The sequence below is a fragment of the Kitasatospora sp. NPDC054795 genome (assembly GCF_053611565.1).
The window spans coordinates 49,039-72,533 of record NZ_JBSHAP010000013.1 but is presented as its reverse complement, the minus strand read 5'-3'; the positions used below and the strand labels follow the sequence as shown (position 1 = coordinate 72,533).

Here is a 23,495-nt window from a genome sequence, read left to right as displayed (position 1 = left end):
ACAGGAGCCGGGCGATGGGTACCGAGGTGGCCGCCTTCCGCGGCGTGGGCAAGAGCTTCGGGCGGGTGCGCGCCGTGGACGGACTCGACCTCGTGCTGAGGCCGGGAGAGACCGTCGCCCTGCTCGGACCGAACGGCGCCGGGAAGTCCACCAGCCTGGACCTGCTGCTCGGCCTGCGCGAGCCCGACCGGGGCAGCGTGACCCTGTTCGGCGGCACCCCGCGGGCGGCGATCGAGGCCGGCCGGGTCGGCGCGATGCTGCAGAGCGGCGGGCTGATGACCGACGTCAAGGTGCGCGAGCTGGTGCGGCTCGCCTGCGACGTGCACCCGCGCGGCCGGTCGGTCACGGAGGTGCTGACCGACGCCGGGATCACCGAGCTGGCGGAGCGGCGGGTCGACAAACTGTCCGGCGGCCAGGAGCAGCGGGTCCGCTTCGCCCTGGCCATCGCCGGCGACAACGACCTGATCGTGCTGGACGAGCCGACCACCGGCATGGACGTCAGCGTGCGGCAGTCGTTCTGGGCGAGCATGCGCGCGCAGGCCGACGCCGGGCGCACGGTGCTGTTCGCCACCCACTACCTGGAGGAGGCCGACTCGATCGCCGACCGCGTCCTGGTGCTGCACCGGGGCCGACTGATCGCCGACGGCAGCTCGGCGGAGATCAAGGCGCGGGCCGGCGCCCGCCGGGTCGCCTTCGAACTCCACGACGCGGACGGCGGGTTCGAGGAGTCCGTGCTGCGCACCCTGCCGGGCGTGCAGTCGCTGGACGTCACCGCGAGGGTCCCGGGGGTGCGGACGGTACGGATCCGGACCGCGGACGCCGACGCCACCGTGGCCGGGATCTACCGGGCGGGGCTGTACCCGCGCGGGCTGGAGGTCGCCGGCGTGGGCCTGGAGCAGGCCTTCCTGACCATCACCGGCGAGCTGGACCGCGAGGACGGCGCCGGCCGCGAGAGCACCGAGAAGGAGACCGTGCGATGACCACCCTGATCCGGCTGGAGATCCTGCGGACCCTCCGCAACCGGCGCTACCTGCTCTTCACCGTCGCCTACCCGGCGCTGATGTACTTCTTCTTCATCAACGCCTACGGCTCCACCCAGCTCGCCGGGGGCCTGCCGGTGAAGACCTACTTCATGGTCTCGATGGCCACCTTCGGCGCGGTCGGCGCGGTGCTGACCGGAAGCGCGCAGCGGATCTCGCTGGAGCGCAAGAGCGGCTGGGTGCGCCAGCTGCGGCTGACCGCGCTGCCCGGCCGGGCGTACACCGTCGGCAAGATCGCGGCGACCGCCGTCACCACGCTGCCGGCGATCCTGGTGGTCTTCGCGGTCGGCGCGAGCCAGGGCGTCTCGCTGAGCGCGCCGCAGTGGCTCGGGCTGGCGGCTGCGCTCTGGCTGGGCAGCTTCGTCTTCGCCGCGCTCGGGGTGGCGCTCGGGTACGCGGCGGCGCCGGACGCGGTGCAGCCGATCGTGATGATCACCTACATGGCGATGGCCCTGCTCGGCGGCACCTGGTTCCCGGTGAGCGGCTCGCTGGAGAAGTTCGCCCGCTTCAACCCGGTGTACCTGTACAACCAGCTGGCCGACTTCACCCGGCCCGGGCACTCCCTGGACACCGGCGCGGTCGCCGGGCTGGCCGCCTTCCTCGTGGTGTTCGGCGCCGCCGCGGCGGCCCTGTACCGCCGCGACAGCCGCCAGGCATGATGATCGACATGAGTGACGCGCGCCAGGCCCACCGCCCCGACGAACCGCCGGAGGTGGGCGTGGCGCGCGCCTCCTTCATGAACGTGCCCGGTTCCCCGGTGGAGAGCAGGCGCCAGCTGCTGGTCAAGGTCGCCTGGATGATGCTGTGGATGCTCTACCTCGCCTACCCGGCGGGCGACCTGCTGAACGGCGGCCACACCACGGCCGGGACGGTGCTCGGCTGGTGCTGCCTGGCCGGGTTCGTGGTCGCCTACGTGCTGCTGGTGGTCTTCCGCTCGCAGGCCGGGATGCGGCCGCGGGCCTGCCTGGTGATCGTCACGACGATGGTCGGGCTCGCCGTCGCCGCCCCTGTCGGCCTCGGAGCCGCGTTCCTGACACTGTTCATCTACGCCTCGGTGTGCGTCGCGATCATCGTGCCGACCCACTACGCGCTGCGTGCCCTGGTCGCCATGGCCGTGCTCACCGCCGCCGTCGGGACGGGCATCGGGGCCGGCGTCGGCAACGTCTCCACCTTCGCGCTCAGCGCCTTCCTCTCCGGCGTCGCGATGACCGGTCTGCAGCGGCTGGTCGCCACCATGAAGGAGCTGCGCGATGCCCGGGCCGCGGTCGCCCACCTGGCGGCCTCCGAGGAGCGGCTGCGGCTGGCGCGCGACCTGCACGACCTGCTCGGGCACTCGCTGTCGCTGATCACCCTGAAGAGCGAGCTGGCCGGGCGGTTCATGGACGCCGGCAAGGACGAGGCGGCGCGGGCGCAGGTCGCCGACATCGAGCAGGTCGCCCGGCAGTCGCTGATCGACGTCCGGGAGGCGGTGACCGGTTTCCGCCGGCCGACCCTGCCGGTCGAACTGGCCGCCGCCCGTACCGCGCTGGCCGCCGCGCAGGTCCGGCTGGAGGCCGCGCCGGAGCTGGTGGACGCCTGGCCGTCGCTGGCCGACGAGGAGGCCGGGGCGCTGGCCTGGGCGCTGCGCGAGGCCGTCACCAACGTGGTCCGGCACGGCGAGGGCGCCACCGTCTGCACGGTGACGGCGGACGAGAGCTGGGAGGCGAGCGGCGAGCGCTACGCCGTCCTGGAGATCACCGACAACGGGCGCGGGCCGGGCAAGTCCCAGCCGGGCAACGGCCTGTCCGGGCTGGAGGAGCGGCTGGCCCTGGTCGGCGGGCGCCTGGAGACCGGGCCGGGGGAGCGGGGGAGGGGCTTTCGGCTGCGGGCCTCGGTGCCGCTGCGGACGGTGTCCGCGGCCTCGGCCCAGGCACGCCCCGCACCCTAGGAGTCCCGTCCGGCCGACGGCAGTTCCAGCACGAAGCGGGCGCCGTGCGGGGCGTGGGCGACCCGCAGGGTGCCGCCGTGCCGGGTCGCGATGTCCGCCGAGATGGCCAGGCCCAGGCCGCTGCCGCCGGCGTCCCGGCTGCGGGCCTCGTCGAGCCGGGTGAACGGCTCGAAGATCCGCTCGCGGTCCTCCGGCGGCACGCCCGGGCCGTCGTCCCGGACCTCCAGGACACAGCCGTGCACGGTGTGCCGCACGGACAGCACCACCTCGGCGGCCGCGTGCCGCTGGGCGTTGTCCAGCAGGTTGCGCACCAGCCGGTGCAGCCGGATGCGGCTGCCGCGCACCAGCACCGCTTCGGGCGCGTCCACCAGCAGGGCGAGCCGGGCGCCGACGACCGGGCGGTACTGGTCGGCGAGTTCGCGCAGCACGGCGGACAGGTCGACGTCGGTGAGCCGGCCGGCCGATGCCGGGTGCGAGTCCCGGGCCAGGAACAGCAGGTCCTCGGTGAGCTGCTGGAGCCGCTCGACCGAGGTGAGCGCCTCCCGGGTGGTGGCCGGCCAGTCGGTGCGCTCGGGGTGCGCCAGCGACACCTCCAGATTGGTGCGCAGCGCGGCGATCGGGCTGCGCAGCTCGTGCGAGGCGTCCGCGACGAAGCGCTGCTGCTGCACGGCGGAACGCTCCAGCCGGTCCAGCGTGGCGTTGGTGGTCCGGGCCATCCGGGTGAGCTCGTCGCCGGCGCGCGGCACCGGGACGCGGCGGTCCAGCCGGTGCTCGCCGATCTCGGCCAGCCCGGCGCGGATCGCCTCCACCGGGCGCAGCGCCCGGCTGGTCGCCGCCCAGGCCACCAGCGCGACCAGCAGCGCGGCGGCCGGCACGCCCAGCTGCAGTACCGGGTCGATGGTGTGCAGCGAGGCCTCGGCGGCGAACGGGGTGACCAGCACGTACACCGTGAACGGGCCGGCCATCGGTTTCGTCTGGTCGCCGTCCTTGCGCAGCAGGGGGCTCCAGCTGCCCATCGCGGTGAAGGTGCGTCCCGAGTAGCGGTTGGCCGCGGCCGTGCCCGCGGCGCCGATGGTGATCCGCTGGACGGACTGCCAGTCGTCCCGGGCCAGGTGCGGCACGGAGGCGGGCGGGGGCCCGACCAGGTGCTGGGTGGTCAGCGTGCCGCCCATGAACAGCACCTGGCCGTCGCCGCCCAGCACCACGTACGGCAGCCTCCAGTTGTCCACCAGCTGCTGGCCGAGCTTGTAGCCGTTGCTGAGATCGTGGGACTGCGACGTGGCCTCCGCCCGGGCGGCCTCCAACTGGGCGTCGTACAGGTGGCCGCGCAGCCACCAGGCGCCGCCGCCGAGCAGCAGCAGCGCGGTCAGTCCGGCCGCCAGCGAGGTGCGCAGGCGGGTGGAGAGGCGGCTCAGCACGGTGCGGTCTCCAGTCGGTAGCCGGCGCCGCGCACCGTGGTGATCGAGCGGACGCCGAACGGGGTGTCCACCTTGCGGCGCAGCATGCTGACGTACACCTCGACGATGGACTCCTCGCCGTCGAAGGCGATGTCCCACACCTCGTCGACGATCCGGCGCTTGGAGAGCACCTCACCGGGATGCTCGGCCAGGCAGCGCAGGACGGCGAACTCCCGCTCGGTGAGGGTGATCTCGGAGCCGCCCCGGCCGCAGCGGCGGCCCGCCGGGTCCAGCCAGAGGTCGCCGACCCGCAGCAGCGGGCCCGGGGTCTGGCTGCGGCGGAGCAGGGCGCGCAGCCGGGCCAGGAAGACCAGGTAGGAGAACGGCTTGGTGAGGTAGTCGTCGGCGCCGGTGTCCAGGCCCTCGGCCTCGTCGTACTCGCCGTCCTTGGCGGTCAGCATCAGGATCGGGGTGGTGACGCCGCCGACGCGCAGCGCCTCGCACACCTTGTAGCCGTTCAGGCCGGGCAGCATGATGTCGAGCACGATCGCCCGGTAGGCGTGCCGCTGGGCCAGCCGCAGGCCGGTGAGACCGTCCGGGGCGAGGTCGACGGTGTAGCCCTCCGCCTCCAGACCGCGCCGTACGGCCGCCGCGACCTGGGCGTCGTCCTCCACCACCAGAATCTCCATGCGGATCAGGATGCCATCGGCGCCGGATCCGTTCCTTAAGTCGCCTTCAGCTTTCTCAGCCTCGCTTCAGGGGAGCCGGAGCATGCTCTCGCCGTCTTCGCCGATCCGTCCGGGTCGGCGCTGCTCGGAGCGGGAGGGACCGGCGGATGAGTGTTCTGGAGGGCCCCGCGGTGCCCGTCCGGCACCGCAGGCCGCGCCGTGCGCTCCCGCCCGGCCTGGTGATGGCGGCCGGGACGGTGGTCTCCCGGGTCACCGGCTTCGTCCGCTCGGCGCTGCTGGTGGCGGTCCTCGGCTCGGGGCTGCTCGCGGACGGGTACAACGTGGCCAACACGGTGCCCAACATCCTGTTCGTGCTGCTGATCGGCGGTGCGCTGAACACCGCGCTGGTGCCCCATCTGGTGCGCGCCGCCAAGGAGTCGGCGGACGGCGGGGCGGCGCACGTCGACCGGCTGGTGACAGTGCTGGTGGTCGCCCTGCTGGTGCTGACGGCGGTCGTGGTGCCCGGCGCGCCGTACCTGGTGCGGGCCTACACCTCGTACGACGGTGCCCAGTTGGACCGGACGGTGCTGCTGGCGTACCTGTGCCTGCCGCAGGTGTTCTTCTACGGGCTGTTCACGGTGCTCGGCCAACTCCTCAACGCCCGGCGGCGGTTCGCGCCGATGGCGTGGGCGCCGGTGCTCAACAACCTGGTGGTGATCGGGGTGTTCGGCGCCTTCGTCGGCCACCGCTCCTTCGACGAGCGGGACCTGACCGTGCTCGGGGCCGGGACGACGGCCGGCGTGGTGGCCCAGGGTCTGGTGCTGCTGCCCTGCCTGCGGGCGGCCGGGGTGCGGCTGCGGCCGCGCTGGGACTGGCGGCGGGCGGGGCTCGGCGAGCCGCTGCGCGCCGCCGGGTGGACGCTGCTGCTGGTGCTCGCCGACCAGGCGGGCTACTGGGTGGTCACCAGGCTGTCGACCTCGGTCGGCGCGCAGGCCGCCGCGGCCGGGCTGCCGGGCGTCGGGTACACCGCCTACAGCAGCGCGTACCTGCTGTGGATCGTGCCGCACGGGGTCGTCACGGTGTCGTTGGTGACGGCGGCGGTGCCCGCGCTCAGCGCGTCCGCCGGCTCCCCGCGAGCCGTGCGGGCGCTGCTCGCCCGGACCGTGCGCACCATCGCGGTGGTCACCGTCCCGGCGGCCTGCGGGTTCGCGGTCCTCGCGCCGCAGCTGTGCGCGCTCGCCTTCGGGCACGGGAGCACCGACCCCGCCGACGTCCAGGCCATCGCCGGAATGCTGACCGCCTTCGCGCCCGGCCTGGTCCTCTACTCGGCCTCGTACGCGCTGACCCGCGCCTTCTACGCCCTGGGCGACAGCCGCACGCCCTTCCTGCTCAACCTGCTGCCGGTCGCCGCCACGGCCCTGGGGGCGGTGCTCTGCCACCGGCTGCTGCCGCTGCGCTGGGCCGTCACCGGGATGGCCGGCTGCTACGGGGGCTCGTTCCTGCTGACCGTCCTGGGCGCCTCCCTGCTGCTGCGGCGACGCCTCGGCCCGGTGCGGGTCCTGGGCGACCACGCCAGGCTGCTGCTCGCCGCCCTCCCGGCCGCCACCGCGGCCTGGTGGACGGCGCGGTACGGCCTGGCGCCGGCCGCCGCCACCCTCGCCGTCGGCTACCTCCTGCTCGCCCGCCTCCTGCGGGTCGACGAACTGTCGGCCCTCACCACACGATTGCGCAGATGCCCATGACTCTCCTTCCCACCGATGTCGCCCGTGTCCTCGACGTCCTCCTCCCGGAGGGCCACCCCCTGCGCGCCCAGGTCCCGCACCTGCGCGTGGAGTCCCGCTGCCGGTGCGGCTGCAGCACGGCCCTCTTCGCCGGCGTCGCGGACGGCGCCCGTTCGGACGTGGTGGCCGAGGCGGCGATCGGCTCCGACGGAGAGATCCTGCTCTTCGCCGAGGACGGCCGGCTCTCCTGGCTGGAGGTCTGCTCCTGGAGCGATCCCAAACTCACCCTCGCCGACGCGGCCCGCTTCCTGCGCGGGGAACCCGGGCGGCCGGGGTGAGCGTCCTTTCGGACATGCCCACCGTTCTCGTGCTCGGCTTCGACCCGCACACCGTCCCCGGCACGGACGGCGACGCCGTGCGGGCCCTCCTCGACGCCGAACTCGCCCGCTTCGCCGAGCAGGGCATCGACGCCGCCGTCGCCCTGGTGGCGCCCGACGACACCGCCGAACCCGCCGTCGTCGCGGCCCTCGCCGGGCGGGGGTGGGACGTCGTCGTCATCGGCGGCGGCATCCGCAAGCCCGAGCCGGCCCTGCCCTTCTTCGAACTCGTCGTCAACCTCGTCCGCCGCCAAGCCCCGCAGGCCGCCATCGCCTTCAACACCAGCCCCGCCGCCTGCTTGGTGCCGGCCGGGGGCTGGCTGGCGTGGGGGGCGGCGGGCCGGGCGGCCCCCCCGCTCCACCCGGCTCCCGTACTTCCCCTCGGCGCGGCACGGGCCCTTCGGCCGTTCGCCCTGCTCACCGTCGCCCTGCCCGTCGGACTGCCGGGTCCGCCCGCCGGCGTGCCTCAGCCGAGGTCGGCCAGGTCGCGGCGGTAGGCGAGGGCGGGGCGGTCGCCGAGGAGGAACTCGTGCCGGAACGCGAAGCCGTTCCGGGCGAGGACTGTCCGCGAGGCGGGGTTGTCGCGGGTGGTGACGGCGGTGAGGAAGCGCAGTCCGTACCCGGCGGCGGCGAGCCGGCACGCCTCGGCGACGGCGGCGATGGCGACGCCGCGGCCGGCGGCGGACTCGGCCACCCGGTAGCCGATCTCGGCGCCGCCGTCGGCGAGGTCGACGAGGTTGACGCGGCCGACCAGCTCGCCGGCCGCGTCGCGGACGACGTGGAACCGGCAGGTGCCCGCGGCCTGTTCGGCGAGGAGGGCGGCGTGTCGGTCCGCGAACCCGGTGAAGTAGTCGTCACCGCGGTCCGGGATGCTGCGGGCGAAGTGGGCGCGGTTGACGCGTTCGAAGCCGAGCAGCTCCTCGGCGTGGTCGGGGTGCAGCGGTTCCAGGGTGATCATCCCGACAGTCTGGCCCGGAGGGCCTCGGTGAACCACTCGAATACGTCCCGCAGGTTCTCCGGCACCGGCCAGCCGTTGACGGTCGCCATCAGCTGCCAGTAGCGCTCGGCCCGGGGGTCGTCGGCCGTTCCGAGGCGGTCGAGCAGCCACCGCCGCAGCGCGGTGTCGTCCGGGCGGCCGAAGGCCTCGGCGTAGGCGGCGGCGAGGGCGGCGACGACGGGGTCGGCCTCGGGGGAGGCGGGGGCGACGCCGGCCGCCAGCGCGGTCCGGACCAGGGAGGTCACCGTCCCGGTGAGCTCGACGTGCAGGCCGGTGCGGTCCCCGTCGGCGCGCTCGGCGGCCTGGTGCTCGGCCATCCGGCGCACCGCCGCGCGGAAGTCCGGGTCCTGGACGAGTTCGCCCAGTTCCACCCAGGCCTCGACCTGCTCCGCCCGCGGCTCGTCGGGCAGTTCGGGCATGGCCGAGCGCATCATGGCGACGAACTCCGGGTTGGCGTCCAGGCCGCCGAAGACCTCGTCGACGAAGTCGTGGATCAGACGCCGGCGTTCGGCGTCGGAGAGCGCGGCGAGCTTGTGCATGAGTCTCATCTCCTCGGGTGTGGAACCGCGTTGGGCGACGGCGAGCAGTACCGCCCGGCGCAGCCGGAGGGTGCGGATCTGCACCTCCAGCGCCTCGGCGTGCGCGGCGGCGACCTCCCGCAGCGGGGCCTCCCGCTCCAGCACCCGGCGGATCGCGGGCAGGTCGAGCCCGAGTTCGCGCAGGGTGCGGACGAGGTCCAGCCGGGCGAGCGCGTGGACGTCGTACCGCCGGTAGCCGGCCGCGGTGCGGCCGGTGGGCGGCACCAGGCCGGTGTCGGCGTAGAACCGGATGGCCTTGACGGTGAGTCCGGTGCGCCGGGCGAGCTCGCCGATCGAGTAGAGCGTGTCGCTGCCGTCCATGGACCTCACTCTGGACCCTCCCCTTACCGGAGACACAAGCCCGTCGCCGTCGCCGGACACGCCCTAAGGTCGTGGCCATGAACGACACTGACAACGGGGCCTCGATCCGCGTGCTGCTCGCCGAGGACCAGGGGATGGTCCGGGAGGCGCTGGCCGCGCTGCTCGGGCTGGAGGGGGACATCGACGTCGTCGCGCAGGTCGGCCGCGGGGACGAGGTGGTGGCGGCGGTGCTCGCGAACGACGTGCAGGTCGCCGTGCTGGACATCGAGATGCCGGGGATGACGGGCATCGAGGCGGCCGCCGAGCTGCGCGACCGGGCGCCCGGGACGAAGGTGGTCATCGCGACGACCTTCGGCCGGCCCGGCTACCTGCGCCGGGCGATGGAGTCGGGCGCGGACGCCTTCCTGGTGAAGGACGCGCCGGCCTCCGAGCTGGCGGAGGCGATCCGCCGGGTGCTGCGCGGCGAGCGGGTGATCGACCCGGTGCTGGCCGCCGCCGCGCTGGCGGAGGGCGCCAACCCGCTGACCCCGCGCGAGCGGGACGTACTGGGCGCGGCCGCCGACGGCGCGGTGAACGCGGACATCGCCCGGCGGCTGCACCTGTCCGAGGGGACGGTGCGCAACTACCTGTCGATGGCGATCCAGAAGACCGGGGCCCGCAACCGTACCGAGGCGGTGCGGATCGCCCGCGAGAAGGGCTGGCTGTAGGCGGGCGGGTCAGTTGAGCCGGTGCCGGGCCGCCCGGGCCTCCTGGCGGACCTTGGCGGCGGTGTCCGGGTCGAAGGTGTCCAGGATCTGCGCGTAGGCGTCCATCTCCGCCGATCCGCCGAGGAAGTCCCCGGTGCGGACGAGGAGTTCGGCCCGTTCCAGGCGCAGCTGGGCCGGGTGCCGGGGCAGCAGCAGGGAGAGTTCGGTGGCCCACAGCTGGGTGCGGGCGTGCTCGGGGCGTTCGGCGGCCCAGACCCGGATGTTGCCGAGCACCCGCAGCACGATCTCCAGCGGCTGGGCCGGGGTGAGCAGGGCGGGGGTGAACTCCTGCCCGGCGGCGGCGACCAGCCGTTCGACGTCCTCCGGGTCGAGCAGCCGCCCGCCGTGGAACGGGTCGGCCAGGACGTAGTCCTCGCCGCCCGCCGGGCCGCCCACCGCGACGATGAAGTGGCCGGGCAGCGCGATGCCGTGGACGGTCAGCCCGGCCCGCCGCCCGACCGCCGTCCACACCAGGGAGAGCGTGATCGGCAGTCCGCGCCGCCGCCGCAGCACCTCGGGCAGCAGCGAGGACTCCAGGCGCCGGTAGTCCGACTGCCGTCCGTGGAAGCGCTCCCGTCCGCCGAGCACCGCGGCGAGCAGGGCGGCCGTCTCCTCCGGCCCGGTGGGCGCCCGCTCGGCGACGGCCTGCCGGACGGCTGCCGCGTGCCGCTCCAGCGCGGCCTCGCAGGCGGCGAGCAGTGCGTCCACGCCGGGCGGCTCGCCGGGGTCGCCGGGGTCGGGCACCATGCCGTGCTCGGCGGCGGCGAGCAGGCACAGCAGCACCGGGTCGGGCTGCTCGGCGCGGGCGGCGGTCCGGAAGCGGTCTCTGCTCTGCTCGGTCACGGTGACGGCGACGGCTTTCGTACGGCGGACGGACAAGGCGGCGGACGGACGGTCGGGTGGTCGGTCGGGTGATCGGTCGGACGGTACGGACTGGCGGCTACCCCTGGGGAAGAAGGGCGTAGTGGTAAGTGTGACTGGTCGTGAAGCCGAGTCCGTCATAGAGCGCGATCGCCCCCGCGTTCTCCGCCTCGACCTGGAGGTACCCGCCGCTCGCCCCCTCCTCGGCCGCGCGCGAGGCGAGCACCGCCATGACCGCCGTCGCCAGCCCGGCCCGCCGGGCGTACGGCTGGACCTCGATCGCGCCGAAGCAGGCCCAGTCCCCTTCGGCGACGCAGCGTCCGATCGCCAGCGGGGGCTGCCCGGGGGCGCCCGGCACGGTGGCGAACCAGACGGAGGGCCCGCCGTGCAGCACCTGCCGGGCGGCCTCCTCGACGGCCGGGTCGCCGCTCACCCGCCGGTACACCGACAGCCACCGGTCGTCCGCGGTCCGCGCCAGCCGGACCCTCTCGTGCCCGGTGCCGACCCGGGCGAGCACGGCCAGCGGGGCGGTGCGGACCAGGGTGGGCGCGTACCCGGCGCCCAGCCGGTCGAGTTCGGCGACCAGCGCGGTCGGCGAGCCGGGGGAGATCACCTCGACGTACGCGGGCAGCCCGCGCGCCGCGTACCAGGCGCGGACGGCCGCCAGCGCCTGAGGCAGCGGCAGCCCGGGGTCCCCGAGCGCCTGGACGGAGTTGGCCCGCCGGGTGAACCCGGCCGCGGCGCGCAGCGTCCACTCGCCGAGCGGCTCCTGCTCGACGGCCGGCCAGCCGCGGCCCGCGATCCGCTGCAGTTCGACCGGCGCGGTGACCGGCAACGGGGCCCGCCGAACCGGAAACGGCGGCACGACCTTGCCCGCGACCAGCAGCTTCTCCGGCAAGTGCACCGGATCGCCGGAACGCGGGGCGATCGTCAGCCCATGATCGTCCCACGATGTGAGCACGCCGATCGAATCCCGGAACACCGGCCGGTCGTCCACGAACTCCGCGAGGCGTCGGACCGACACGCGTCGTCCCACGTCAGAGCGATCTATCCGGACCTCCGGACGGTCGCCGACCGGGTTGACCGTCGCCATCTGGCCACCTCCTGTGCATTTGCGGTCTCCGACCCGCGATACTAGGGGCGGGCATCGACGACGCCGCGCTCACCGCGCACGGCAGCAGAACAGAACGGGCCACCAGGCCCTTCCGAGGAGGAACGACAGCGTGACCTACGTCATCGCGCAGCCTTGTGTCGACGTGAAGGACAAGGCGTGCATCGAAGAGTGCCCGGTTGACTGCATCTACGAGGGCGAGCGATCGCTCTACATCCACCCGGATGAGTGTGTCGACTGTGGCGCGTGCGAGCCGGTCTGCCCGGTCGAGGCGATCTTCTACGAGGACGACACTCCGGAGGAGTGGAAGGACTACTACAAGGCGAACGTCGAGTTCTTCGACGACCTGGGTTCGCCCGGTGGCGCCTCGAAGCTCGGCCTGATCGAGCGTGACCACCCGTTCATCGCCGCTCTGCCGCCGCAGAACGCCGACCACTGACGATCGGTGGCAGAACAGCTGTGAGCACCAACAGCACGCGCGCGCCGTTCCCGGGCCACCCGGGGGCGGCGCGTCGCGTTTCGGACAAGCTCCCGGTCTTCCCCTGGGACAAGCTGGAACCGTACAAGGCGACCGCCCTGGCCCACCCAGGCGGGCTCTGCGACTTCTCCGTCGGCACCCCGGTGGACCCGGTCCCCGAGGTCGTCCAGAAGGCGCTGGCCGCGCACACCGACACCCCCGGCTATCCGACCGTCTGGGGTCCGCTGGAGCTGCGCGAGGCGATCGCCGGCTGGCTGCACCGCCGGCTCGGCGCGCGGATCGGCCCGCAGGCCGTGCTGCCGACCGTCGGCTCCAAGGAGCTGGTGGCCTGGCTGCCGACCCAGCTCGGCCTCGGCCCCGGCGACCAGGTCGCCTACCCGCGCCTGGCCTACCCGACCTACGAGGTGGGCGCCCGGCTGTGCGGCGCCGAGCCGGTCGAGTACGACTCGGTGGACGAGCTGGACGGCTCCCGGGTGCGCCTGCTCTGGGTGAACTCGCCGTCCAACCCGACCGGCCGGGTGCTGGGCGCGGACGAGCTGCGCCGTGCCGTCGAGTGGGCCCGGGAGCACCGGGCACTGCTGGTCAGCGACGAGTGCTACCTGGAGCTGGGCTGGGAGGCCGACCCGGTCTCGGTCCTGCACCCGGACGTCTGCGGCGACGGCCACGAGGGCCTGCTGGCCGTGCACTCGCTCTCCAAGCGCTCCAACCTGGCCGGCTACCGCGCCTCCTTCGTGGCGGGCGACCCGGTGGTGGTCAAGGAGCTGCTGGAGGTGCGCAAGCACGGCGGCATGATCGTGCCGGCGCCGGTCCAGGCGGCGACGGTCGCCGCGCTCGCGGACGACGCGCACGTGGCCGAGCAGCGCGAGCGGTACGCGGCCCGGCGCTCGGCCCTGCGGGCGGCGCTGGAGGCGTACGGCTTCCGGATCGAGCACTCCGAGGCGAGCCTCTACCTGTGGGCGACCCAGGACCGCCCGTGCTGGGAGACGGTGGCCGAACTGGCCGGGCTGGGCATCCTGGTGGCGCCCGGCGACTTCTACGGGCCGGCCGGCGACCGCTTCGTGCGGGTCGCGTTCACGGCGACCGACGAGCGGGTCGCCGCGGCCGTGGAGCGGCTGGGCGCGGCGCGCTGACCGCACCCGGACGACCGTACGGCGAAGGGGGCCGGTGTCACGGACACCGGCCCCCTTCGGGGTTCTCCGCGGAGGCGGGGGTTACAGCGGCAGGCCGTTGAGGCCGCCTCCGTTGAGGCTGCCCAGCAGGCCGCCGAGCGGGCCGAGCGCCCCGGTCAGGCCGGACAGCGGGCTGTTCGAGCCGAGGTCGGCACCGCCGAGGCGGTTGGCCGACCCGTGCTCGGCCAGGCCGAGCACGTCGGTGGCGGGCAGGTCGGCCGGCAGGGTCTGCTCGACGGAGCCGAGCGGCAGCGCGCGCTGCACCGCGCCGACGGGCAGGGCGTCGGCGACGGCGGTGCCGCCGGGGACGGCGCCGGTGAGGGTCCCGGCGGCCGGCAGGGTCTGGGTGACCGGGCCCGACGTGAGCCCGTCGAGCGGGCCGGTGCCGGCGGTGGCGCTGCGGGTGGCCGTGCTCCTGCCGGTGACGGCCTCGCCGAGCTTGCCGGCCAGGGCCGAGGTGACCTTCGGGGTGACCGAGGAGAGCCGGCCGGCCGTCGCGGCGGTCTCGTCGACCGGGGCGGTCAGCGAGCCGGCCTTCTCGTTGGCCTCGGGCAGCTGCTGGGCGACGATGTTGCCGGCGGCGTCGGCGGAGGCCGGTACGCCCGCGGCGACGGTGGCCGCACCGGTGGTGCCGGCGGCCTGGCCGAGCTGGTGGGTGGTGTGCTGGAGGGTGGAACCGGTGTCGGTGTTGGTCAGCTGGCCCAGCGGTGCCGCGAGGTCGCTCTTGGGCAGCAGGGCGTCTCCGCCCAGGGCGGACGCGGAGCCGGCGGCGAGCAGCGGGGTCGCTCCGGCGGCCACGACGAGCGCGGCCTGGGCGATCCGGCGCGTGAGGGGGTGAGACATGGGGCTCCTCGAAGGGGTCTGGGTCCGTCCCGTCCGCCCCGGGGCCGGGTGTGGCCGATCGGGCGGACGACGTTGTTACCGCTTGAGAAGCCAGAAGGTTTCGGCCGGTGCAAGGAAGCTTTCTGGCCGATCATCGGATCGTACGACCGCGACAGGGGTGTCCGCCGGGCCCGGTCGGACGTCGCCGAACCGGGCCCGGCCAAGGGCAGTGACGGTTCTCCATCCCGGTTCGCCGGAACGGGGGGTCGGTCCACCGGGGTTGACCGCAATCACCCGACCGGCGGCAACCCGAACACCAGTGCGTCAGCCCTTGTCGGCCGGGGCCAGAGTGACCTGGACGAGCTTGGTCGAGGTGCCCGAGGTCTGGCTCTGCCAGCCGTCCTCGGACTTGGACTTGCGCCAGATCTTCCCGTCGTAGGCGACCGTCGCGATGCCCAGCTGCTGGGCCTGGGCGACCGCCCAGTGGGCGACCTCCCAGCCGCTCGCCCGCTCGGCGACCACCCCGCCGTCCGCCCCCGCGTCCGAGGAGGAGGTCAGCGCGGCGGTGGCCGGGTCCGGGGTCAGCGAGACGGCGTTCTCGGCGCCCTTGATGGTCGAGGTGTAGCCGGTCGCCGGCGTCACCGTGCGGCCGAACTCCCGGCGCACCCGGTCGGACAGCACCTGCGCCCGGTCCGCCGCCGCGGCCGGCGTCGCGGTGGCGCCCGGGGTCGAGCCCGGGGAGGCTGACGCGGAGTCCTCCGGGTCCGGCTTGGCATAGTCGTGCACCACGCAGGAGAACGAGGCGGGCTCCCGGCCGGCCAGCGCCGAGGTGAGCAGGGTCGCCTTGGTCTCGTGCTTGGCGTAGGCCTGCGGGTAGCCGCTCTTCTGCACCGTCTGCGCGGCGTCGGTCAGCGGCATCCGGGTGTAGCCGGGGACCTTGACCAGGCCGTCCAGGAACTTGTTGGTCGCGTACACCGGGTCCGAGATCTGCGCCGGGGTTCCCCAGCCCATCGACGGCCGCTGCTGGAAGAGGCCGATCGAGTCCCGGTCGCCACCCGCCAGGTTGCGCAGCTTGGACTCCTGCATGGCCGTCGCCAGCGAGATCGCGGTGGCCCGGTCCGGCAGCCCGCGCGAGCGCGCCACCGCGGCGATCGTCGCGGCGTTGGCGGCCTGCGGCAGCTCCAGCGTGCCGCTGCCCGCCGCGGTCTTCACCGTGCACTCCTCGGACGCGCCCGGCTTGAAGCCGAACCACCAGATCCCGACCACGGCCAGACCGGCGACCAGGGCCAGGCCGAGCAGCCCGACGATCACCATCAGCAGGGCGCGCAGCGGCCCGCGGCGGCGAGTGGGCTCCTCTTCGTCGCCCAGCTCCTCGCTGCTCCTTCTCCTGGCCACCGTCGCCCCTCTCGCGCCTGCTCCTTGATCCGACACCGTACCCACTCGGACGGGTGTGCGGCGCCTCCCGGTTGCTGTTGCCCGCCCACTCGCCGCCCTCTCACCGTCCCGGCGCCGGCCCCGGGGGCGGCGGCGGCCGGTCCGTGTCACCGGGCGGCCGCACCGGCCCGCACCGGGCCTCGGACTAGGCTGGCGCCCATGAGCAGCCCGAACCCGACGCCCCTGGACCTCACTCTCGACGGCGGCGCGCTGACCGCCCGCCTCGTCGACTTCCCCTCGGTGAGCGGCGACGAGCAGGCGCTCGCCGACGCCGTGGAGGCCGCGCTGCGCGGCTACCCGCACCTCACCGTGGACCGCCACGGCAACAACGTGGTCGCCCGGACGAACCTGGGCCGGGCCGAGCGCGTCGTCCTGGCCGGCCACCTGGACACCGTGCCGATCGCCGACAACCTCCCCTCGTACGTCGAGGGCGACCTGCTCTACGGCTGCGGCACCTCGGACATGAAGTCCGGCGTGGCCGTCCAGCTGCGCCTGGCCGCCACGCTCGCCGAGCCCAACCGCGACCTCACCTTCGTCTTCTACGACTGCGAGGAGGTGGAGGCCCACCGCAACGGCCTGGGCCACCTCGCCAAGGACCACCCGCAGTGGCTGGCGGGCGACTTCGCGGTGCTGATGGAGCCCAGCGGCGGCATGGTCGAGGGCGGCTGCCAGGGCACCCTGCGGGCGCAGGTGCGGCTCACCGGCGTGCGCGCCCACGCGGCCCGCAGCTGGCTCGGCGACAACGCCATCCACCACGCCGCCGAGGTGCTCACCCGGCTCGCGGACTACCGGCCGCGCCGGGTGGAGATCGACGGCCTGGAGTACCGCGAGGGCCTGAACGCGGTGCGGATCGACGGCGGCGTGGCCGGCAACGTGATCCCGGACGAGTGCGTCGTCACGGTCAACTTCCGTTACGCGCCGGACCGCAGCGAGGCCGACGCGGAGAAGCACGTGCGCGAGGTCTTCGACGGCTTCGAGCTCACCGTCACCGACTTCGCCGCGGGCGCCCTGCCCGGACTCGCCCAGCCGGCCGCCCAGGCCTTCCTGGCGGCCACCGGCGGCCAGGCCCGGGCCAAGTTCGGCTGGACCGACGTCGCCCGCTTCAGCGCGCTCGGCGTCCCGGCCGTCAACTACGGCCCCGGGGACCCGAACCTGGCGCACAAGCGCGAGGAGCACTGCTCGCTGAGCGCCATCGCCGAGGTCGAGGAGCGGCTGCGCGCCTGGCTGACGAGCTGAGCCGCGCGCGGCTCAGCTCGTACGATCAGCGGTCGAACGCCATCTTCCGGTTGCTCAACCGACCTTCCCCCGTTGCCTGAAAACGGGGGAAGATCGGCGTAGGGTTTCGTCATGACAGGCACAGGAGACGAGAAGCACTACGGTCACGGTCCCGAGCAGGTCGGGGTGCCGCGGAAGAAGAAGGCCTGGCCCGAGAAGCAGAAGGGCCCGGTGCTGGTGCGCCGGGACCAGGTCGGCACGAGCACCACGGACCAGCGCCTGCTGGACACCACCGGCCCCACCGACTGGCTGCACACCGACCCGTGGCGGGTCCTGCGGATCACCTCCGAGTTCGTCGAGGGCTTCGGCGCCCTCGCCGAACTCCCGCCCGCGATCAGCGTCTTCGGCTCCGCCCGGACCCCGGTCGACTCGCCCGAGTACCAGGCGGGCGTGGAGATCGGCCGGGCCCTCGTCGAGGCCGGCTACGCGGTGATCACCGGCGGCGGCCCGGGCGCGATGGAGGCCGCCAACCGCGGCGCCTCCGAGGCCGGCGGCCTCAGCGTCGGGCTCGGCATCGAGCTGCCCTTCGAGCAGGGCCTCAACGAGTTCGTCGACCTCGGTCTGAACTTCCGCTACTTCTTCGTCCGCAAGACGATGTTCGTGAAGTACGCCCAGGGCTTCGTGGTCCTGCCCGGCGGCCTCGGCACGCTGGACGAGCTGTTCGAGGCGCTCACCCTGGTGCAGACGAAGAAGGTCACCCGCTTCCCGGTGATCCTCTACGGCAGCGCCTACTGGGGGGGCCTCTACGAGTGGCTGAAGAACACCCTGGTCGCGCAGGGCAAGGCGGCCCCGCACGACCTGGAGCTGTTCCACATCACCGACGAGATCGACGAGGTCATGAAGATCCTCGCCGACGCCCGCCGGCCCGCCGGCGAGATCTAGCCCCAGTGCCCCGCCGCCCGGCCCCGTCGGCCGGACCAGCGGGCAGGCCCCGGCCCGGCCGGAGCCTAGGCCAGCCCCCGGCGGGCGACCGCCGGGGCGCGGGTGCCCCGGATCGAGGCGACCATGTCCAGCACCTGGCGGGTCTCCGCGACCTGGTGCACCCGGTAGACCCGCGCGCCCAGCCAGGCCGAGACCGCGGTGGTGGCCAGGGTGCCGAGCAGCCGCTCGTTCACCGGCTTGTCCAGGGTCTCGCCGACGAAGTCCTTGTTGGAGAGCGAGACCAGCACCGGGAAGCCGGTCGCGGTCATCTCCGGCAGCCGCCGGGTGGCCTCCAGCGAGTGCCGGGTGTTCTTGCCGAAGTCGTGCCCCGGGTCGATGACCACCGCGTCCCGCCGCACGCCGAGCTCCACCGCGCGCTCGGCCAGTCCCACGGTCACCCGCAGGATGTCCGCCATCACGTCCTCGTACCCGACCCGGTGCGGCCGGGTGCGGGGTTCGGCGCCGCCCGCGTGGGTGCAGACCAGCCCGGCGTCGTACCGGGCGGCCACCTCGGCGAGCTTCGGGTCCACCCCGCCCCAGGCGTCGTTCAGCAGGTCCGCGCCCACCTCGCAGACCGCCTCGCCGACCTCGTGCCGCCAGGTGTCCACGCTGATGACCGCCTCGGGGTGGCGCTTGCGCAGCTCGGCCACGAAGGGCACGGTGCGCCGCAGTTCCTCCTCGACCGTGACCTCGTCGCCCGGCCCGGCCTTCACCCCGCCGATGTCCAGGATCGCCGCGCCCTCGGCCATCGCCCGGTCCGCGGCGGCGAAGGCGGCCTGGTCGGCGAAGGTCGCGCCCTTGTCGAAGAACGAGTCCGGCGTCCGGTTGACGATCGCCATGATCACCAGCTCGTCGTCACCGAATTCCCGCGGTCCCAGGCGCAGTGCCACCGATGTCTCCTCCACAGCTCCTGCGGGTGCGATGATGGCCCCCGGCCTCACTAAGGGACCATGCTGTCATGATCAGTGTGGTTACCCGCCACCACATAGCGGACCGGCCGGGAGTTCGGGAGGACAGCTCGTGTTCTGGGTGATCGTGGTCGCCATGGCCGTGGTGGTCGGTGGTGCCGCCCTGGTGGCGCTGGGTGGGGGCGGGTCGATGCCGGAGGCGGTACCGGACCGCATCTCCGCGCGACTGCCGCAGGACCGCCCGCTGGGCAAGGCGGACGTGGACGAGCTGCGCCTGCCGATGGCGCTGCGCGGCTACCGGATGGACGAGGTGGACGACGTCCTGGACCGCCTCGGCGCCGAACTCGCCTACCGCGACGCGCGGATCGCCGAGTTGGAGGCCGCCGCCCACCTGCGCGGCGCGGTCGAGGCGACCACCGCCCCCGACCCGGCGGCCGAGCCGCTGCCCGGCCTGGAGGAGTTCGCCCAGGTGGTCGAGCCGGCCGTGGTGCTCGCCAAGCAGCCGGCCGGGGAGCAGACCCCCGAGGACGCGAAGCCGGGGGCCGACAAGTGAACGGGTGCGCATGAGTGGTGAGGTCGAGGGCGCGGTGCTCGGTGCGGACGGGCTGCGCCGCTGCGCCTGGGGCGATTCCACCGACGACTACCGGGTCTACCACGACACCGAGTGGGGCCGTCCGGTGCACGGCGACGACGCGCTGTTCGAGCGGGTCTGCCTGGAGGCCTTCCAGTCCGGCCTGTCCTGGCTGACCATCCTGCGCCGCCGCGAGGGCTTCCGGGCCGCGTTCGCGGGCTTCGAGATCGCCGAGGTCGCCGAGTTCGGCGAGGCGGACAAGGAGCGCCTGCTCGCCGACGCCGGCATCATCCGCAACCGGGCCAAGATCGAGGCGGCGATCGCCAACGCGCGGGTCGCCCGCGATCTGGAGGGCGGCCTGGACGCGCTGATCTGGCGGTTCGCCGCCGAGCCGGACCGGCCGGCCCCCCGCACGCCGAGCGAGGTGCCGGCCGTCACGCCGGAGTCGACGGCGCTGGCGAAGGCGCTGAAGAAGGAGGGCTTCCGCTTCGTCGGCCCGACCACCGCCTACGCCCTGATGCAGGCCTGCGGGCTGGTCGACGACCACCTGGCGGACTGCCACGTCCGCACCGGCGCCAAGGGCTGACCGCCGGCGCGGGGACCCGGTGGTCGGCCCCCGCGCGCCTCAGCGGCCCAGGTACTTCGGCTTCTCCTTGGCGATGAAGGCGCGCACCGCGATCCGGTGGTCCTCGCTGTCGCCCGCCAGTGTCTGCAACTCGTCCTCCTTGTCGAGGAGTTCGTCCAGCGAGTGGGAGGCGCCGTACGCCAGCGACTCCTTGATGGCGCCGTAGGCGACGGTCGGGCCCTCGGCCAGCTCGCGGGCGAAGGCCCGGGCGGTGGCGGCGAGTTCCTCGGCCGGTACCACCTTGGTGGCCAGGCCCAGCTCCATCGCCTCGGCGGCCTTGACCGTCCGGGGGAGCATCAGCAGCTCGGTGGCCCTGGCGTGCCCGACCAGCCGGGGCAGCGTCCAGGAGGCGCCCGAGTCGGCGGTCAGCCCGATCCCGGCGAAGGCGGTGTTGAAGCCGGCCCGGTCGGACAGGAAGCGGAAGTCGCAGGCGAAGGCGAGCGAGGCGCCGGCTCCGGCCGCCACCCCGCCGACCGCGGCGACGGTCGGCTTGCGCATTCCGGCCAGCGCCCGCACCAGCGGGTTGTAGTGCTCGGCGACGGTGCGCAGCGCGCCCTCGCCGGTCTCCTCGGCCCGCTTCAGCAGGGTCAGGTGCTCGTTCAGGTCCTGGCCGACGCAGAAGGCCCGCTCGCCCGCCCCGGTCAGCAGGACGGCCCGCACCGCCGGGTCCGCGGCCGCGGCGGTCACGGCGGTGCGCAGCGCGATCTTGGTGGCGACGTCGAGCGCGTTCATCGCCTCCGGGCGGTTGATGGTGAGGACGGCCAGGCCGCCGTCCAGCTCGTACAGCACGGAATCGGACATGGGTGAGGGCTCCCGGGGTCGTGGCGGTGTCGGTCGTGTGTGTCAGGATGCCGGAGCACACGGGGGCCTGGGGAGTGTGAGGTATCGCACCTTCCGGTGCTGTCCGTGCCGCCGCCACGCCGGGGCTTATGACGCGGTTTGCGGCGGTTGGGGGCGGTCCGGCCGTGGTTGCACCGAGAGTGATGTTGGTCATCAGCCCGTGGCATGCGGGATAATGGCTTCCGATCAATGCGTTCGATACCGGCGGTGGACGGACTGCCGGTGCGTAGCTGAGCGGTTGCAGGAAGGGGAACGAGCATGGCGGCCATGAAGCCGCGGACGGGTGACGGCCCGCTCGAAGTCACCAAAGAGGGGCGGGGCATCATCATGCGCGTTCCGCTCGAAGGCGGCGGACGCCTTGTGGTGGAGCTCACGCCTGACGAGGCCGACGCCCTCGGCGAGGCCCTGAAGAAGGCCTGCGGCTGACCGCAGCAGGTGCTCGCCATCTCCTGGAGATGTGCTGCCGGGCCCGGGTACGACGTCATGTCGGCCCGGGTCCGCACGTTTTCCGGGCCCGGTCCCCGCGGGGCGCCGGGCTCAGCGCTTGATGGCGCAGAGCAGTCCGTCCGACACCGGCAGCAGTGCCGGCAGCAGGGCCTCGCTCTCCCGCACGTCCCGGACCAGGTCCCGGACGGCGCCGGTCTGCGGGTCCTGGAGCTCCGGTTCGGCCAGCCTGCCCTCCTGAAAGACCCCCTCGAAGCAGACCATCCCACCCGGCCGCAGCAGCCGCAGCGCCTCCAGCAGGTACTCGCAGGACTCGACCGGGTCGCCGTCGCAGAACACCAGGTCGTACTGGCCGTCGGCGAGCCGGGGCAGCACCTCCAGGGCCCGGCCCGGTATGAATCGGGAGCGGTTGGCCGCGAACCCGGCCGCCTGGTACGCCTCGCGCGCCAGCTGCTGGCGCACCGGTTCGGAGTCCACCGTGGTGAGCACGCCGTCCGGCCGCATCCCGCGCAGCAGGTAGACCCCTGATACCCCGGTGCCGGTGCCGATCTCGGCGACCGCTTTGGCGTCGAGTGCGGCGGCCAGCAGCCGCAGGCAGGCCCCGCCGCTCGGCCCGATCGCCTTTATCCCGGTCCGCGCGGACTGGGCCCGGGCGTAGGTCAGCACCGCGTCCTCGCTCACGAAGGTGTCGGCGAGGGCCGCACGTGCGGGCCCGAATTCGCTGATGGCTGCCTCTTTCGGAGCGCCGGGCGGCAGCCCGGTGCCGAGGGATGTCGATATTTCCTGGCACAGATTACTGGCCGACCGGGAACCGCGTACGGCGGCGGGCCGTTGTCAGGACGGACCGGGTGCGGAAGGCCTCCCGGGCACTTTTATCCGGGCTTGACGGGTGAGGTGGATATGGTGGTGGCCCTGCTGGGCAGAAGAGCCGACCGAGGAGGTGTGGCCGAGGGCGACGTCCCTGTGCGGCGGCACTCCCGCGGCACCGCGTCGGCCCGTACGCCGAAGCCCGTGATGAACCAGCCTGCGCACTCCGACCTGGACCAGCCCGCGGCCGCTACGCCGACCGCCGGTGCCACCGAGGCCCCCGCCCTCGCGACCTTCACCGAAGGTCCCGACGCGCAGACCTGGACTCCGCCCACCTGGGAGGAGATCGTCGAGGCGCACAGCGCCCGCGTCTACCGGCTCGCCTACCGTCTGACGGGCAACCAGCACGACGCCGAGGACCTCACCCAGGAGGTCTTCGTCCGGGTGTTCCGTTCGCTGTCGACCTACACCCCCGGCACGTTCGAGGGCTGGCTGCACCGGATCACCACCAACCTCTTCCTGGACATGGTCCGCCGCCGCCAGCGCATCCGCTTCGACGCGCTCGGCGAGGACGCGGCGGAGCGGCTCGCCTCCCGCGAGCCCAGCCCGGCCCAGCACTTCAGCGACACCCACTTCGACGCCGACGTCCAGCAGGCGCTGGACACCCTCGCGCCGGAGTTCCGGGCCGCCGTGGTGCTCTGCGACATCGAGGGCCTGTCCTACGAGGAGATCGCCGCCACGCTGGGCGTCAAGCTCGGCACCGTCCGCAGCCGCATCCACCGCGGCCGCTCGCACCTGCGCGCCGCGCTCAAGCACCGCGCCCCCGGCTCGGCCCCCGGCCGTGAGCGCCGCGGCGGCTCGGAGGAGCCGGTGCCGGTCGGCGTCGGCGTGGTCGAGGCCGCGGTCGCGCCCGGTGGGCGCGGACGGAGGCGATCGTGAGCGGAACCAGCCGGTCCGGTTCGGATCGTTCGGATGCGTCCGACCGGTCCCTGACCCGACGGGGCTGGGCCCTGCCGGGCCGTCGCGGAGGCGACGAACCCGGTGAGCCCGTGCTGCCCGCGGTGGCACTGCCCGCGGACACGGCGCTGCATGCGCTTCCCGTCCGCCCCACCGCGCCCGCCGCCGAGGAGCACCACCTGGGCGAGCGACTCTCCGCCTTCCTGGACGGCGAACTCGGCCACGACTCGCGCGACCGCGTCCAGGCCCACCTGGCGACCTGCCCCCAGTGCCTCGCCGAGGCCGACGAGGGCCGCGCCGTCAAGCACATGCTGACCCGCACCGGCACCCCCGGCCCGTCCTCCGCGCTGATGGCCCGCCTGATGGCCGTCGGCAGCCTCCCCGAGGACGCCCCGGCGGGCCGCGGCCGGCCGGCACGCACGGCGCCACCCGGATATGCCGACGCGCCTTCCGGCGCGGGGCGGGCGGGCACATGGACCCAACGGAGGCGGCCGCAGAAA

At 74.1% G+C, this 23,495-nt stretch carries 27 protein-coding genes; 16 read left to right on the top strand and 11 right to left on the bottom strand.

The features are described 5' to 3' along the window. Positions 1 to 14: 14 nt before the first annotated feature. From ACWGJO_RS07175 to ACWGJO_RS07165, 3 genes are read left to right on the top strand one after another with little or no spacing between them, the layout of a single operon-like run. Positions 15 to 980 (top strand): ABC transporter ATP-binding protein, encoded by a 966-nt coding sequence (locus ACWGJO_RS07175; RefSeq protein ID WP_452182546.1) that lies wholly within the window; start codon positions 15 to 17, stop codon positions 978 to 980. Beyond that, positions 977 to 1,699: an ABC transporter permease gene (locus ACWGJO_RS07170; protein WP_452182545.1), complete on the top strand. Its 723-nt coding sequence runs from the start codon at positions 977 to 979 to the stop codon at positions 1,697 to 1,699. The genes ACWGJO_RS07175 and ACWGJO_RS07170 overlap by 4 nt, the downstream gene beginning before the upstream one ends. 8 nt (positions 1,700 to 1,707) lie before the next feature. Then, positions 1,708 to 2,967: a sensor histidine kinase gene (locus ACWGJO_RS07165; protein WP_452182544.1), complete on the top strand. Its 1,260-nt coding sequence runs from the start codon at positions 1,708 to 1,710 to the stop codon at positions 2,965 to 2,967. Here the strand turns inward: ACWGJO_RS07165 and ACWGJO_RS07160 are convergent. Both ACWGJO_RS07160 and ACWGJO_RS07155 read right to left on the bottom strand, forming a co-directional pair. Beyond that, positions 2,964 to 4,385 carry a sensor histidine kinase gene (locus ACWGJO_RS07160; protein ID WP_452182542.1) on the bottom strand — a complete coding sequence of 474 codons (1,422 nt, stop codon included), beginning with the start codon at positions 4,383 to 4,385 and terminating at the stop codon, positions 2,964 to 2,966. The two genes, ACWGJO_RS07165 and ACWGJO_RS07160, sit on opposite strands and share 4 nt — an antisense overlap. After that, positions 4,379 to 5,053 carry a response regulator gene (locus tag ACWGJO_RS07155; protein ID WP_452182541.1) on the bottom strand — a complete coding sequence of 225 codons (675 nt, stop codon included), beginning with the start codon at positions 5,051 to 5,053 and terminating at the stop codon, positions 4,379 to 4,381. Before ACWGJO_RS07155 ends, ACWGJO_RS07160 begins: the two co-directional genes overlap by 7 nt. A 146-nt stretch (positions 5,054 to 5,199) precedes the next feature. Here ACWGJO_RS07155 and murJ point away from each other — a divergent pair, with 146 nt between their 5' ends. The 3 genes from murJ to ACWGJO_RS07140 are packed head-to-tail and all read left to right on the top strand — an operon-like array spanning position 5,200 to position 7,627. After that, positions 5,200 to 6,774, top strand: a complete 1,575-nt coding sequence (murJ, locus tag ACWGJO_RS07150) for a murein biosynthesis integral membrane protein MurJ (RefSeq protein ID WP_452182539.1) — start codon at positions 5,200 to 5,202, stop codon at positions 6,772 to 6,774. Beyond that, positions 6,765 to 7,091 carry a hypothetical protein gene (locus ACWGJO_RS07145; RefSeq protein WP_452182538.1) on the top strand — a complete coding sequence of 109 codons (327 nt, stop codon included), beginning with the start codon at positions 6,765 to 6,767 and terminating at the stop codon, positions 7,089 to 7,091. The genes murJ and ACWGJO_RS07145 overlap by 10 nt, the downstream gene beginning before the upstream one ends. A 14-nt stretch (positions 7,092 to 7,105) precedes the next feature. Then, on the top strand, positions 7,106 to 7,627 hold the full coding sequence (locus tag ACWGJO_RS07140) for a hypothetical protein (RefSeq protein ID WP_452182537.1): 522 nt from the start codon (positions 7,106 to 7,108) through the stop codon (positions 7,625 to 7,627). On the opposite strand, the gene ACWGJO_RS07135 is transcribed toward ACWGJO_RS07140, so the two are convergent. Beyond that, a complete protein-coding gene (locus tag ACWGJO_RS07135; protein ID WP_452182536.1) occupies positions 7,597 to 8,088 on the bottom strand; it encodes a GNAT family N-acetyltransferase in 492 nt (163 codons plus the stop codon). The genes ACWGJO_RS07140 and ACWGJO_RS07135 overlap by 31 nt on opposite strands. Continuing rightward, positions 8,085 to 9,026: a MerR family transcriptional regulator gene (locus ACWGJO_RS07130; protein ID WP_452182535.1), complete on the bottom strand. Its 942-nt coding sequence runs from the start codon at positions 9,024 to 9,026 to the stop codon at positions 8,085 to 8,087. The genes ACWGJO_RS07135 and ACWGJO_RS07130 overlap by 4 nt, the downstream gene beginning before the upstream one ends. 77 nt (positions 9,027 to 9,103) lie before the next feature. Here ACWGJO_RS07130 and ACWGJO_RS07125 point away from each other — a divergent pair, with 77 nt between their 5' ends. Next, positions 9,104 to 9,733 carry a response regulator gene (locus ACWGJO_RS07125; protein WP_452182534.1) on the top strand — a complete coding sequence of 210 codons (630 nt, stop codon included), beginning with the start codon at positions 9,104 to 9,106 and terminating at the stop codon, positions 9,731 to 9,733. 9 nt (positions 9,734 to 9,742) lie between these two features. On the opposite strand, the gene ACWGJO_RS07120 is transcribed toward ACWGJO_RS07125, so the two are convergent. Continuing rightward, on the bottom strand, positions 9,743 to 10,651 hold the full coding sequence (locus tag ACWGJO_RS07120; RefSeq protein WP_452182533.1) for a transglutaminase family protein: 909 nt from the start codon (positions 10,649 to 10,651) through the stop codon (positions 9,743 to 9,745). 61 nt (positions 10,652 to 10,712) lie between these two features. Continuing rightward, positions 10,713 to 11,726, bottom strand: coding sequence for a GNAT family N-acetyltransferase (locus tag ACWGJO_RS07115; protein WP_452182532.1), 1,014 nt, complete (start codon positions 11,724 to 11,726; stop codon positions 10,713 to 10,715). Positions 11,727 to 11,856: 130 nt separating this feature from the next. Here ACWGJO_RS07115 and fdxA point away from each other — a divergent pair, with 130 nt between their 5' ends. Further along, positions 11,857 to 12,183, top strand: a complete 327-nt coding sequence (gene fdxA / locus ACWGJO_RS07110) for a ferredoxin (protein ID WP_030061559.1) — start codon at positions 11,857 to 11,859, stop codon at positions 12,181 to 12,183. A gap of 20 nt (positions 12,184 to 12,203) precedes the next feature. Continuing rightward, entirely contained in the window at positions 12,204 to 13,352 is a 1,149-nt protein-coding gene (gene dapC / locus ACWGJO_RS07105) for a succinyldiaminopimelate transaminase (protein ID WP_452182531.1), read from the top strand. A gap of 81 nt (positions 13,353 to 13,433) precedes the next feature. On the opposite strand, the gene ACWGJO_RS07100 is transcribed toward dapC, so the two are convergent. Further along, entirely contained in the window at positions 13,434 to 14,234 is an 801-nt protein-coding gene (locus ACWGJO_RS07100) for a hypothetical protein (RefSeq protein ID WP_387694244.1), read from the bottom strand. 303 nt (positions 14,235 to 14,537) lie between these two features. Beyond that, complete coding sequence (locus tag ACWGJO_RS07095; RefSeq protein ID WP_452182530.1) at positions 14,538 to 15,608, bottom strand: hypothetical protein; 1,071 nt, start codon at positions 15,606 to 15,608, stop codon at positions 14,538 to 14,540. 198 nt (positions 15,609 to 15,806) lie between these two features. On the opposite strand from ACWGJO_RS07095, the gene dapE reads away from it, so the two are divergent. Further along, positions 15,807 to 16,883 carry a succinyl-diaminopimelate desuccinylase gene (dapE, locus tag ACWGJO_RS07090; RefSeq protein ID WP_380539910.1) on the top strand — a complete coding sequence of 359 codons (1,077 nt, stop codon included), beginning with the start codon at positions 15,807 to 15,809 and terminating at the stop codon, positions 16,881 to 16,883. Positions 16,884 to 16,994: 111 nt separating this feature from the next. Beyond that, positions 16,995 to 17,804: an LOG family protein gene (locus tag ACWGJO_RS07085; RefSeq protein ID WP_359903553.1), complete on the top strand. Its 810-nt coding sequence runs from the start codon at positions 16,995 to 16,997 to the stop codon at positions 17,802 to 17,804. 65 nt (positions 17,805 to 17,869) lie between these two features. Here the strand turns inward: ACWGJO_RS07085 and folP are convergent, their stop codons facing one another. Beyond that, complete coding sequence (folP, locus tag ACWGJO_RS07080) at positions 17,870 to 18,682, bottom strand: dihydropteroate synthase (RefSeq protein WP_452182563.1); 813 nt, start codon at positions 18,680 to 18,682, stop codon at positions 17,870 to 17,872. Between the two features lie 181 nt (positions 18,683 to 18,863). Between folP and ACWGJO_RS07075 the strand changes: the two genes are divergently transcribed. Further along, entirely contained in the window at positions 18,864 to 19,304 is a 441-nt protein-coding gene (locus ACWGJO_RS07075; protein WP_380350137.1) for a DivIVA domain-containing protein, read from the top strand. A 10-nt stretch (positions 19,305 to 19,314) separates the two neighbouring features. Next, positions 19,315 to 19,908: a DNA-3-methyladenine glycosylase I gene (locus ACWGJO_RS07070; protein ID WP_452182529.1), complete on the top strand. Its 594-nt coding sequence runs from the start codon at positions 19,315 to 19,317 to the stop codon at positions 19,906 to 19,908. 39 nt (positions 19,909 to 19,947) lie between these two features. On the opposite strand, the gene ACWGJO_RS07065 is transcribed toward ACWGJO_RS07070, so the two are convergent. Next, entirely contained in the window at positions 19,948 to 20,748 is an 801-nt protein-coding gene (locus ACWGJO_RS07065; RefSeq protein WP_452182528.1) for an enoyl-CoA hydratase-related protein, read from the bottom strand. A 297-nt stretch (positions 20,749 to 21,045) separates the two neighbouring features. Between ACWGJO_RS07065 and ACWGJO_RS07060 the strand changes: the two genes are divergently transcribed. Continuing rightward, a complete protein-coding gene (locus ACWGJO_RS07060; protein ID WP_014137929.1) occupies positions 21,046 to 21,213 on the top strand; it encodes a DUF3117 domain-containing protein in 168 nt (55 codons plus the stop codon). Positions 21,214 to 21,324: 111 nt separating this feature from the next. Here ACWGJO_RS07060 and ACWGJO_RS07055 read toward each other — a convergent pair whose 3' ends face one another. Further along, a complete protein-coding gene (locus tag ACWGJO_RS07055) occupies positions 21,325 to 21,987 on the bottom strand; it encodes an O-methyltransferase (RefSeq protein ID WP_359903646.1) in 663 nt (220 codons plus the stop codon). 258 nt (positions 21,988 to 22,245) lie between these two features. On the opposite strand from ACWGJO_RS07055, the gene sigE reads away from it, so the two are divergent. Together sigE and ACWGJO_RS07045 are read left to right on the top strand one after the other, a co-directional pair. Further along, positions 22,246 to 22,977 (top strand): RNA polymerase sigma factor SigE, encoded by a 732-nt coding sequence (gene sigE / locus ACWGJO_RS07050; protein ID WP_387694254.1) that lies wholly within the window; start codon positions 22,246 to 22,248, stop codon positions 22,975 to 22,977. 122 nt (positions 22,978 to 23,099) lie between these two features. Further along, a partial coding sequence (locus ACWGJO_RS07045) for a zf-HC2 domain-containing protein (protein ID WP_452182527.1) occupies positions 23,100 to 23,495 on the top strand: 396 nt, incomplete at its 3' end.